This is a genomic window from Oleiphilus sp. HI0132 (assembly GCF_001635845.1).
Genome location: NZ_LWGJ01001122.1, coordinates 1 through 12,584, shown reverse-complemented (window position 1 = coordinate 12,584; position 12,584 = coordinate 1). Strand labels below are relative to the sequence as shown.

The 12,584-nt window shown below is 45.3% G+C and carries 10 protein-coding genes; 5 read left to right on the top strand and 5 right to left on the bottom strand.

Translation table 11 applies throughout. The features are described from left to right. Positions 1-315: 315 nt before the first annotated feature. The 3 genes from A3766_RS15030 to A3766_RS15020 are packed head-to-tail and all read right to left on the bottom strand — an operon-like array spanning position 316 to position 3,184. Positions 316-1,599, bottom strand: coding sequence for a CinA family nicotinamide mononucleotide deamidase-related protein (locus tag A3766_RS15030; protein ID WP_068515918.1), 1,284 nt, complete (start codon positions 1,597-1,599; stop codon positions 316-318). Positions 1,600-1,602: 3 nt separating this feature from the next. After that, the gene (proC, locus tag A3766_RS15025) at positions 1,603-2,430 is read right to left on the bottom strand and encodes a pyrroline-5-carboxylate reductase (protein ID WP_068552677.1); all 828 of its coding nucleotides are present in this window, start codon (positions 2,428-2,430) and stop codon (positions 1,603-1,605) included. Between the two features lie 46 nt (positions 2,431-2,476). Continuing rightward, a complete protein-coding gene (locus A3766_RS15020; protein WP_068515979.1) occupies positions 2,477-3,184 on the bottom strand; it encodes a YggS family pyridoxal phosphate-dependent enzyme in 708 nt (235 codons plus the stop codon). 139 nt (positions 3,185-3,323) lie between these two features. On the opposite strand from A3766_RS15020, the gene A3766_RS15015 reads away from it, so the two are divergent. After that, positions 3,324-4,358, top strand: coding sequence for a type IV pilus twitching motility protein PilT (locus tag A3766_RS15015; RefSeq protein ID WP_068515927.1), 1,035 nt, complete (start codon positions 3,324-3,326; stop codon positions 4,356-4,358). A gap of 47 nt (positions 4,359-4,405) precedes the next feature. Then, positions 4,406-5,545, top strand: a complete 1,140-nt coding sequence (locus A3766_RS15010) for a PilT/PilU family type 4a pilus ATPase (RefSeq protein WP_068552674.1) — start codon at positions 4,406-4,408, stop codon at positions 5,543-5,545. Between the two features lie 46 nt (positions 5,546-5,591). Here A3766_RS15010 and A3766_RS15005 read toward each other — a convergent pair whose 3' ends face one another. Then, positions 5,592-7,904 carry a bifunctional diguanylate cyclase/phosphodiesterase gene (locus tag A3766_RS15005; RefSeq protein ID WP_068552672.1) on the bottom strand — a complete coding sequence of 771 codons (2,313 nt, stop codon included), beginning with the start codon at positions 7,902-7,904 and terminating at the stop codon, positions 5,592-5,594. A 159-nt stretch (positions 7,905-8,063) separates the two neighbouring features. Between A3766_RS15005 and A3766_RS15000 the strand changes: the two genes are divergently transcribed. The 3 genes from A3766_RS15000 to A3766_RS14990 all read left to right on the top strand — a co-directional run bounded on the left by A3766_RS15000 (position 8,064) and on the right by A3766_RS14990 (position 12,086). After that, positions 8,064-8,693 carry a hypothetical protein gene (locus A3766_RS15000; protein ID WP_068512737.1) on the top strand — a complete coding sequence of 210 codons (630 nt, stop codon included), beginning with the start codon at positions 8,064-8,066 and terminating at the stop codon, positions 8,691-8,693. Positions 8,694-8,855: 162 nt separating this feature from the next. Next, the gene (gene uvrD, locus A3766_RS14995) at positions 8,856-11,015 is read left to right on the top strand and encodes a DNA helicase II (RefSeq protein ID WP_068515938.1); all 2,160 of its coding nucleotides are present in this window, start codon (positions 8,856-8,858) and stop codon (positions 11,013-11,015) included. A 102-nt stretch (positions 11,016-11,117) separates the two neighbouring features. Then, a complete protein-coding gene (locus A3766_RS14990; protein WP_068552667.1) occupies positions 11,118-12,086 on the top strand; it encodes a hypothetical protein in 969 nt (322 codons plus the stop codon). A gap of 121 nt (positions 12,087-12,207) precedes the next feature. Here A3766_RS14990 and A3766_RS14985 read toward each other — a convergent pair. Beyond that, the coding region (locus A3766_RS14985; protein ID WP_068642453.1) for a SufE family protein at positions 12,208-12,584 on the bottom strand (377 nt) is incomplete at its 5' end.

Below are 12,584 nucleotides of genomic sequence, written 5' to 3'. Positions count from 1 at the left end.
TTTGTTTTGTTAATAAATAATCCATAAAAAATACACCTGAACAATAGGGAAAAATATCCTCTTTTGATCTATTTTTAAGTATTATTGATTAAGTTCAAAAAAGGCCGCTTTAGAAAAGCCTTAATTTTCCAGTACCCTAATCCATGAAGATTAGGCCAAAACTAAATTGCACCTTCAACAGCAAGTTATGGCACTTTGCTGACAAAGTTTAGGCAGGGTATTTGTAGGCTCTAGTCGAAACCGCTATTTCATTGCGTGCCGACTTTTACAGCTTATCTATAGCATGGTCTCAATTCAGCTTAAGTAAGCGCTACTCTACTCTGACCCCGGCTTTTTTCTGGCACGAAAATATTCCGGTTCTTCACTTGAATCAATCAATTCTCGCCGGACCAAATCCAGAGCTAAGGCTGAAACTAGTTCCTGAAAAAACACCCTGCTACCCGGAAAGTAGAATTCACGTGCTTTGATATTGTTCTTTGCACCCCAAGCGACCCAAACAGTACCAACTGGCTTTTCTTCGGTACCGCCATTTGGACCAGCGATGCCTGATACCGACACTCCTATGTCTGCACCACTTAATTCGAGCACACCCGCCAGCATCTCTCTGACAACAGGCTCGCTCACAGCACCATACTTATCCAAAGAGTCTTGCGACACGCCAAGTACTCGATGTTTAATCTCATTGGAATAAGAGACAACACCCGCTTCAAACACTGCCGATGCGCCGCTAATCTCTGTCACTAAAGAAGCTATCTTGCCGCCCGTACAAGACTCGGCAAAGGTAAGCGTTTTACTTTCGGCATTAAGCTTATCTACGACAACGTGAGCAATAGAGCGTTGATCCTTAGTGACAATATGATCACCAAGCAATGCTTCTATCTTCTTGCCCCATTCACCTAAAGTAGCATGATGTTCTAGCCTATCAACCTTCAGTTTCAGTTCTATTAGAGGTAGAGAGGCTCGAAAGCCTATCTCAATGCAAGCAGGCAAATCCGGAAAGGTCTGAGCCAGCACCTGCTGAAGTTTTGATTCACCATAACCAAAAACGCGGTAGCGAAGGCGCTTCACCTCAATATCACTCGGTAAAGTAACCTTTAGACTCGGTAAGATCTCCTCACGCAGCATCAGCTCAAGTTCTTTCGGTACACCCGGAGTACAATAAATCTGACAATCATTATGAGGCGCCCAAAAACCCACTGCAGAACCGATACTATTTGCCAGCAAAGCAATCCCTTCGGGCAGCATCGCCTGCTTTTTGTTGGCATCACTTAAATGGTAGTTGCGTTGCTGACACCAAGAGCTCAGGTGTGCCAGAGCTTGCTCGTGCTGCTTGATTGGCTTGCCTAGAACTTTAGCCAGAGCTTCTGCCGTCATGTCATCTGTTGTCGGCCCTAAGCCACCGTTAACAATCAGAACATCAAAGTGCTGACTTAAGCGCTCTATTTCTGAAACCAATAGGTCTAGTTCATCAGGAACGGTCGCCTTGTAAGCCACCTGAATACCTTGATCAAGACAGTATTCAGCGATCATCGCCGAATTACTATCAACAATATCACCGGTCATCAACTCGGAACCTGTCAGCAGCAATGCAATCTTCATAGTTTAAGCCTTCAGCTCTTCTGCCAAGCTTACTGATCGATCTGCTGCGGCCTGCATTGCCTCATCGACAATTTCAAGCAAGCCCTTCTCTTCGAAAGTATGAATCGCTCGCTCTGTTGTTCCGCCGGGAGACATCACATTGCGCTTTAGCTGGGCTGGTGCCACATCACCACTAAGCACCATTTCAGCGGCACCCGCTACGGTTTGTGCTGCCAGCTTTCGAGCCGTATCTGCAGAGAGCCCTTGTTTTATCGCGGCTGCTTCCATCGCTTCGATCATCAAAAAGATATACGCTGGCCCTGAACCTGACAAGGCCGTCACTGAGTGAATCAAGCTTTCCTGATCTACCCATTCAACCAAGCCAATTGCCTGAAACAATTCATCTGACAAGTTCTTTTGTTCATCGCTTACATTCGCATTCGCGATCAAGCCGCTCGCACCCTTGAGTACCTGGGCTGGGGTATTCGGCATGCATCTCACCAATGCCTGCTCAGAGCCCAACCACTGTGCCAGCAGGTCCAAACCAATGCCTGCCGCAATAGAGATGATTAGAGGACGATGACTAAGGCTGCCTTTCAATGACTCACATACCGACTGCAGTACCTGAGGCTTTACACTGAGCACGACAATATCTGCCGTGCTAACAGCGCGAGCATTGTCTTCATCTACCTCGACCTGCCATGTGTTCTGCATCGCTTCCCGATGTTCAAGGTTTGGTGCAGTTGCTACAATATTGCTTGCGTTTAAACCTTTCTTTACTAGGCCACCAACGATGGCGTGTGCCATGTTACCTGCGCCAATAAAGCAGATCTTTTGTTCATTCAAGTTCATTGTTAGTTCACTTCCTGTTCAAAAATTCAAAAACTGTTTCCAAGCTCTAGCGTTCGCCAAACAAAGCGGTTCCAACTCTGACCATTGTTGAGCCACAGGCAATTGCCTGCTCCATATCACCAGACATTCCCATCGAGAGAGTATCGACACTCGAATAGCTTTCTTGCAGATCATTAAATGCCGACTTCATCTTCGTAAACGCGGTGCTCAAACTCTCTTCACTTTGATTTGCTTGAGGTATGCACATTAAGCCGCGTAGCTTCAAACGAGGCATATCTTCTAGTGCTCGACAAAGCTCAGGCAAATCACTCAACAATATGCCCGATTTAGTCTCTTCTTCATCAATATTCACCTGAATACAAATATTCAGTGGCGATAAAGTGTCCGGGCGCTGATCATTTAAACGCTGTGCTATTTTTATGCGATCAACACTATGCACCCAAGTAAAGCTTTCAGCAATCGGCCGCGTTTTATTCGACTGAATCGGGCCAATAAAGTGCCAGACGATATCTTCGGCATTGCCTTCTTTCGTCAATAAAGCCTTGACCGCTATCTGCTTTTCAAGCGCTTCATTAAGATAGTTCTCGCCAAATATTTTCTGCCCTTGCTTAAATAACTCAAAGACTGCTTCAGCAGGCTTCTTTTTCGACACCGCCAGGAGCTGCACGGAGTTTTCTGCTAGGCCGGCATCAATTGTGGCTTTTTGTATCCTTTTTCTTACGTTCTGGAGCTTGTCTGCTATGCTGAAGTTCATAATATAAGTTTGCGTGGCGTGTCTTAAAGTCGACATGCATTTGAGCAAAAACAACCTGTATTAACAAGCTTTATCCTTCTGGATCAGCTTTCTCATTTAAAAATCTAAGATACAAAGTTATAGGCTTTAGAGGACGACCATGGATATTACTGAACTGCTGGCATTCTCCGCCAAACAAGGCGCTTCCGATTTACATTTATCTGCCGGACTACCGCCAATGATCCGTGTTGACGGTGATGTTCGCCGTATCAACCTGCCAGCGATGGAGCACAAAGAAGTTCATTCACTGATTTATGACATAATGAATGACAAGCAACGAAAAGACTTTGAAGAATTCTTGGAGACTGACTTCTCGTTCGAAGTACCCGGTGTTGCTCGCTTCCGTGTAAACGCCTTTAACCAGAACCGTGGTGCTGGCGCAGTATTCCGTACTATTCCTTCGAAAGTACTCACCATGGAAGACCTGGGAATGAGCCAGGTTTTCAAAGATATTGCTGAAGTCCCACGCGGCTTGGTTCTGGTAACAGGGCCAACCGGTTCTGGTAAGTCAACCACATTGGCCGCCATGATCGACTATATCAATGACAACCGCTACGACCACATTCTAACGATTGAAGACCCGATCGAATTTGTTCATGAAAGTAAAAAGTGCTTAATGAACCAACGTGAAGTTCATCGGGACACCTTGGGCTTTAACGAAGCGCTACGTTCAGCGCTTCGTGAAGACCCCGATATTATTCTGGTTGGTGAGCTTCGTGACCTTGAAACCATCCGTTTGGCACTGACCGCAGCAGAAACGGGTCACTTGGTATTTGGCACCTTGCACACCACCTCAGCAGCTAAAACGATTGACCGTGTCGTCGACGTATTCCCTGCAGAAGAAAAAGCGATGGTTCGATCAATGCTTTCCGAGTCTTTACAGGCTGTTATTTCTCAGACCTTGTTGAAAAAGACCAATGGTGGCCGAGTTGCTGCACATGAAATTATGATCGGCTCCCCTGCAATTCGTAACCTGATTCGTGAGGATAAGGTCGCCCAGATGTACAGTGCTATCCAGACGGGCGCATCAATCGGTATGCAAACACTCGACCAGTGCTTGCAGAACCTACTAAGCAAGGGCTTTATCACTCGTGATACAGCAAGAGAAAAAGCCAAGATCCCTGAGAATTTCTAACTTAGGCCGCGTTATGAACAAAGATAAAATGATTCAGGATATGTAACATGGATTTTGAAAAACTCTTAAAAGTCATGGTCGAAAAAGGTGGCTCTGACTTATTTATTACTGTTGGTGTCGCACCGAGCATCAAAATCCACGGCAAGCTCGTCCCTGTTACCAAGCACGCACTCACGCCCGAACAATGTCGTGAGATTGTATTTGATGTCATGTCAGAGAAACAACGTGACGAGTTCACTGAGAAAAGCGAATGTAACTTTGCTATCAGTGCCCGTGGCATTGGCCGCTTTCGTGTAAGTGCCTTCATGCAAAGAAATTTGTGCGGTATGGTGCTGCGTCGAATCGAAACTAATATTCCACGCATTGAAGATTTGGGTCTACCTACAACCATCAATCAGTTAGCAATGACAAAACGTGGCCTGATTATTTTTGTCGGTGCAACGGGCACGGGTAAGTCAACTTCTCTCGCAGCAATGATCGGGCACCGAAATAGAAATAGTAAAGGTCATATTATTTCTATCGAAGACCCTATTGAATATATCCATCAACACCAGAACTGTATTGTCACCCAGCGTGAAGTCGGTATTGACACAGAAACCTTTGAAATTGCCCTTAAGAACACCTTGAGGCAGGCACCAGACGTTATCATGATTGGTGAGATTCGTAGTAAGGAGACGATGGATTACGCGGTCACCTTTGCCGAGACTGGACACCTATGCTTGGCAACACTACACGCTAATAACGCTAACCAAGCACTCGACCGGATCATTAACTTTTTCCCGCCTGAACAGCAAAACCAGATATGGATGGATTTATCCCTAAACCTAAAGGCAATTGTTGCCCAGCAATTGATTCCAACGCCCGATGGTAAAGGCCGCCGAGCCTGTATCGAAGTGCTACTCAACACGCCTTTATGTGCAGACCTCATCCGCAAAAAAGAAATTCATAAGTTGAAGGAAATAATGACCAAATCGCGAGATATTGGTATGCAGACCTTTGATCAGGCCCTGTACGACCTGTATTCAGCTGGAGATGTTACTTATGAAGATGCGCTCGCCTATGCAGATTCAGCGAACGATTTACGTTTGATGATAAAACTGGGAGCAGACGCCTCATCGCCTAACCAACTATCAGCAACAACTGATCGTCTTAGTATTCAGGATGATGGAGACATTGGTGGTTTCTAAGCCCCAAGATTATAGATTGACTTACCTTTAAGAGAAGCAATGTTATTCATTGCTTTCTCAACAACGCCTCCATGTCACTAACATTCAATGGCCTTGAGACAAGGTAGCCCTGAATATAATCACACCCATGCTGCGATAATAGTGACAACTGGGCCTGATTCTCGACACCTTCTGCAACCACACGAAGGTTCAAGCTCTGACCCAACACGATAATAGCCTTGACTATCGCGAGTTGTGCTTTGGAGTTTTCAAGCCCCTCAACAAATGAACGGTCAATTTTTAGCGTATCAGCCGGCAATTCTTTTAGGTAACTTAATGATGAATACCCGGTACCAAAGTCATCTATAGAAATTTTAAGCCCTAGTTCTTTTAATTCATGCAAGCAACTCAAACCGGCGCGAAAGTCTTCAATTATGACGCTTTCTGTTAGCTCTAATTCCAAACATGCTGGCGAGATACCGCTCGACTCCAACACACTCTTAATCATACCTTTCAAGTTTTGATCACGAATCTGCCTAGGTGACAAATTTACGGCAACACAAATAGTACCTAAGCCCTGTTCCTGCCATGTTTTAACCTGGCGACAAGCAGTTTCAAGCACATAGGCTCCTAGCTCAGAAATCAAACCACTTTCTTCAGCAATATTGACAAATTCAGCAGGCGAAATGAGCCCTTTTTGGGGGTGATTCCAACGCACCAAAGCCTCACAAGAATTAATCCTTCTCGACCTGACATCCAGCTTCGGTTGGTAATAGACTTCCAACTCACTTCTTTGCAACGCTTTACGCAATGCATTTTCCATTTCCAGACGTTCTCTAGAGAACTGCTTAAGACTATCATCAAACAATTGGATCTGATCGCCTCCCTGGAATTTAGCTTTCTGCACCGCCAAGGCCGCATATTGCATCAATGTTTCGATATCCTGAGTATGTTCAGGAACATGTGCGACACCCATACTGCAAGATAAAGCGATTTCCTCACTCGATATATCATAATTATGATGGGTCACAGTTTTAAAAAGTCGCTCTGCAAACTTCATTACGTCAAAGGTCGGACTACAGGACACGACGCAAGCAAACTCGTTGCCTCCAACACGGGCTAGAATATCAACCTTCTGTACATTCGCAGACAAGCGTCGAGCAATTTCCCTGAGCAACTCATCAGCCGCATCATGACCAAAGCTATCATTAAACTGCTTGAATCGGTCAATATCCAAGGTCACTAAGGCGAAAGGTAAGCCTTCATCTTTGTAGCGAACCACAGCGCGGTGTAACTGATCTTTGAACTGGTTGCGATTCGCTAACTTAGTGAGGTCATCATAATTAAGTAAGTAATTGAGTTTCTTATCAGCAGCTTGTCGAACAGACAGGTCAGAGAGCATTGCGGCATAGTATTGTATATGTCCGTTGCGATCCCTGATGGCATTGATCTGAGTCCACTGGGGAAAGTAATCACCATGGTATCGCTTCTCTAATAATTCACCCTGCCATAGGTCTTTGGCTTGTACCTCTTCAAATATCTGGGCATAGGCTTCCTGACGCTTAGGCGTATCACTCAAACAATCAATCTTCTGCCCAACAAGCTGTTCCGCACTCTGCCCGATTATTTTCTCATAAGCAGGATTAACCGACAGGAAGCGATAGTTAGCATCCAGAACAAAAACACCTTCTGAAGTATGATCAACGACCGACTTAGCCAAGCGAACTTGTTCATCACGAGCGCGCTCGGACTGAATATTACGCCGGGTCCCCAAAATTCGCAGAGCCCGCCCTTTTGCATCCCGATCAACAACCTTGCCGCTCTCTTCTATCCATAGCCAATCGTCACCACTCTGGGCTCGATATTGAAGTTGGTACTCTCCCTTACCGCCTTCCAAACAAGCGTTAACGGCCGCCCGAACATCAACATAGTCTGCCGGGTGAATAATCGTTTTCAGGTTATGTATATGCTCTTCAGTAGTCAGTTCTTTATCGCCGAAGAGTTCATGGAAGTCTGACTGGTAAAACTGGGCTTGATCAAGATCCCAGTCGATCAAGCCCAAACGCGCTGCGTCCATAGCCTGCGTTAAGCGCGTCTGGCTTTTTACCAAGGCGTCACTGATCTTTTGTCGCAGGGCAATTTGTTCACTGAGTTGCTTGTTACTGTCTTCAAGCTCTTTGGTTCGATCTCGAATCGCAAGTTCGAGGTCGGTACTCTTTTGCACTAGCTGAGCTTCTAACGCTTGCCGTAACTTGCGTTCATCGACCAGCGCTTGATAGATTTGCTGACTTTGTTCCGCGTTCCGCCTGGCCTCTGAAGCTGCTTCAGATCGAGTTCGATGCTTACTTAAAAGCGCTTTTAGTTGGCCAAAATTGATCATGAGTGAAGTATAACCTGAAACACAAACATTTAGAGAAAAGCTTAACAACAAATAATGACAATTCAATTTTAGTGGCTACTCTCAACGATCAATAGACCTAAGATAATCCGTCCACTATACTGCCGCCTTTAAAATTTAATGCATAAAAAGGGATTAATAATGAATCGTTTAAGAAAGATATTAGGGATGTGGGTTATTTTGCTATGTTCTATTAGCAGCAATATCGCCTTAGCCGAAAATTACTCACCAACTTCTACGAAAACCTTCCAAGGCTTTACTGCTGGAGGCTTTACTTTTGGGGGAGATGACTTACTCAAGGTAGAATACACCAATGGTGACTCTGAAGAGCTCACTGCAGGCGGTTTATTGGATCTAAAACTGGGTCTTATCTATAACATCAATGATACATACTCTATACAAAGTAGCATTGGTTATCACTTTGATGCCTTATTAGCCGAAAACGGTGATGGTGACTTCACGCGCATTCCAGTCGAACTATTAGGCTTCTATAATTATGATAAGCACCGTTTTGGTGGAGGATTGACTTTACATACCAGCCCAGAATTTGAAGCAGAATCAGATGATATTGGGCTTGACGAGAATGCTGAATTCGAAGATGCCAGCGGCTTAGTTATAGAGTACGGATATAAGACTTCTGATAGTGCAGTCATTGCTTTAAGGTACGTCGATATAAACTACGAAGTAACAAAGTACAATGGTAGCTCAGTAGACTCAGGCCCTGATTCTGACGGTAGCCACATTGGTTTATATATCTACTTTCTTTTCTAGCAGTCAAAGTTTCCGTGAGTTCAGCGGATATCAAAGGGCCTTTGAGGCCCTTTTTTTCGTCCTACATTTAGCAAGCCAACACATCTTGATCTCTTACATAGCTGCTGTAAGATGAGCAGCAATATTTTCATATAATCATTAGTTCTCGGTAAAAATACCCCCATGGACGTATCCCATATTCTTGACGGTTTGAATGACGCACAACGCAGTGCTGTTGCTGCACCTATGCAAAACTTATTGGTTCTTGCTGGAGCCGGAAGTGGCAAAACCCGAGTATTGGTACACCGAATTGCCTGGTTGATGGAAATTGAACGCTTAAGCCCTTCTTCAATTATGGCAGTGACCTTCACTAACAAAGCTGCCAAGGAAATGAGGGGCCGTATCGAGCAATTGTTGGACCTGCCTGCACGAAACCTTTGGTTTGGTACTTTCCATGGCATTGCTCACCGTTTTCTGCGCGCACATTCCAAAGAAGCAAATCTTCCGGATAACTTCCAGATCCTCGACTCCGACGACCAGCTTCGGATCGTAAAGCGAATCATGCGTGAAATGAACATCGATGAGTCGCGATGGCCGCCTAAGCAAGTTCAGTCTTTTATCAACAGTAAAAAAGATGAAGGCGTTCGCGCCGCTTATTTACCGCCGACTCATTCCCAGTTCGATCAAGTAATGGCAACGCTCTACCAACGTTATGAAGAGCAATGCCAACAGTCCGGCATGGTCGACTTCGGTGAGCTCTTACTTCGCTCTCATGAAATATGGCTGAACAACCCAGCCCTGCTTGCTCATTATCAAGATCGCTTTCGCTATATTCTGGTCGACGAATTTCAAGATACTAACACCATTCAATATGCCTGGCTTCGCGTACTCGCAGGCAACCGAATCCCCATTATGGTAGTGGGCGATGATGACCAATCTATATACGGCTGGCGTGGCGCGAAGATAGAGAACATTCAACAGTTCCAAAACGACTTTGCCCAGCCTTTAGTTATTAAGCTGGAACAAAACTATCGATCGACCTGCACTATCCTGAACGCGGCCAATGCTTTGATCTCAAACAATAGCGGACGTTTAGGAAAAGAGCTATGGACTGATGGCAGTGAAGGTGAACCGATAGACCTTTATGCCGCGTTCAACGAACAAGACGAAGGCAACTATATTGCTGACCGCATCAATGCTTGGGTGAACCAAGGCCAGCTACGTTCACAATGCGCTATTCTCTACCGCTCCAATGCACAGTCGCGTGTCATTGAAGAATTTTTAATTCGCCAGGCTGTCCCTTATCGAATTTATGGCGGCCTACGCTTCTACGATCGTCAAGAGATTCGTAATGCCCTCGCCTACTTACGTTTGGTTTATTATCGACACGATGATGCCGCCTTCGAACGAGTGGTAAACGTACCAACTCGTGGTGTTGGCAATAAGACCCTTAGCGATATTCGTGAACACGCTCGAGATCAGGGAGTGTCTCTCTGGCAGGCCTGCGTCGAACGTTTGCAGCTAGGCCTGATTAAAGGCAAGGCCAATGGCTCTCTGAATGCCTTTATCGATATGATAGATGAACTTAGTGCAGAACAAGACGAGCTAAACTTATTCCAACTCACCGAAAGAGCTATCGGGCAATCGCAGCTTAAAGAGTTTCATGCGAAAGAAAAGGGTGAAAAAGGCCAGGCCCGCATTGAAAACCTCAATGAGCTTTTATCGGCAACCAAAGATTTCGAAGCTGAAGATGACGAGCTAAGCCCATTAGCTAGCTTTATTGCCCAGGCAGCCTTGGATGCAGGCGAGCAACAAGCCGAAGAACATCAGGACTGCGTGCAACTAATGACGCTTCACTCTGCAAAAGGCCTGGAGTTCCCTTTCGTGATTCTGGCAGGTATGGAAGAAGGTCTATTCCCGCACCAGATGTCGATGGAAGAGCCTGGAAGGCTAGAAGAAGAACGCCGACTCTGTTATGTCGGAGTCACTCGCGCAATGGAGAAGTTAGTGCTCACCTATGCCGAGTCACGACGCCTGTATGGCCAAGAGAAGTTCAACCCCATGTCTCGTTTTGTACGAGAGATACCACCAGGGCTAATACAAGAAGTTCGCATAAAGAATAGCGTTTCTACACCGGTCTCCTTCAGCCAATCTTCAAGCAGCGATATGCAAGTTGGCGATTCGCAATTCCAACTAGGTCAAGTTGTTCGGCATGGCAAGTTTGGTGAAGGCACTGTACTCAATTATGAAGGCCAAGGTGCCCATGCACGTATTCAAGTTAACTTCCCAGAAGCTGGCAGTAAGTGGCTAGTTCTATCTTATGCAAAGCTTGAAGCCGTCTAGCCTTTTTAGGTGGTGACTGGAACTTGTGCATAGTAAGCAAAACGCTATTTATCAGCTACTATTAAAAGGTTTCCAGTATTATTTAATAGGACCTTTGATCACATGGCGTCGCCAGAAGAGTTACAACTAGAACAAAAATCTCGTGCACTTCAACTAAAAGAAGATGCACTAAACCGTCAAGCGACCCAGCAGCAGAAAACTGAAGAACGCATTAAAGCGCACCAAGATAGCGTTGCCAAAAAAGAGCGCGCTAACCAGTTAAAAACTCAAGACCTAATAAAACGCGAACGTAAACTTAAAGAAGACAATACACTTCTCCAACATGAGAGAGAAGCATTTAACACGGCACAGCAGGCAGCTGAGTCTCGCCGCCAACCCGCGATGATTATTCTGCCGATTATGCTTATCGCTTGTATTATTGGCGGCTATTTTGCCTACGAGCAACTTGCCAAGAAGCAGCTTCACTACAACCAAATAGCCTCCGCCTCAAAGAATATTGATAAACTCGCAAATATTCTCAGTTTGACTCAGGATGAGGTGCTTACCCAAACCACTACCTTAGCCAGTAAAAAAACTGAACTGGATAAAACCAAAGGTATGCTGTTGGAGCTAAAACAAAGCACCGACCAACTTCGAAGAGAAATACAGCTACTTAAAGGCGACCAGGAAACTAGCGCCTCGGAGAAAGCATCCCTAGTGGAGTCAGCTGATAACCTTGCACAACAACTCAGTGAACTCAAAAACCAGTTAGAAGATAAATACTTAACCATCGATATTATCGAGGCACTGGTTGATTATCAGGAAGATCACCTTGAAAACGTAAAAGGCGAACTCGCAACAAAACAAGAACTCTTAGCCAAGCATGAAGATTCGCTGAGTGAACAACAAACTCAAAGAATGAAGCTCGAGCAAGCACTGAATGAAAAAGACAGCCAACTCAAAGAAAAGAGCCAGAGCTTACAAACGGCCCAAGAGGAACTTGATCAGGCTCAGCGTCAGTTAACTGAAGCCCAACAAAAATTGAATGCTTTTACCGAAGCCATTAAAGCACCTGAAGCACCTCAAAAATAAAGATTCTATCTCTAAAAAAGGGTCTGCCTTATCTGTAGGCAGACCCTTCCACGGCTCGCTGGCGGGTTAGCACGGAGAGTCCATATAAGGGGTGGAACCCTCTGCTTACGTTCGTTAAAAACTAAAAATTTCCAGCGATATTCTTCATGCGTTCAAGCATAGAGCGCAAGCCATTGCCTCGGGTTGGGCTGATATGACGCATCAGATCCATGTCATTGAATATTGCTTCAACATCTTTAGCGACGATTTCGGCAGGTGAGCGTGCATTAAGTGTCGCCAGTACAACAGAGGCAAGGCCTTTGACGATAATGGCGTCGCTCTCAATTAAAAAGAAAAGCTTGTTGCTGGCTTCGTCAAAGTAGTGAACAAGCCAGACTTGGCTTTGGCAGCCATGGACCAGGTTTAGTTCAGTCTTCTCTGCTTCAGGAAATGCCGGGAGTGATTTACCTAGGTCGATGATATATGCGTAACGTTCTTCCCAGTCATCCAGAAATTCGA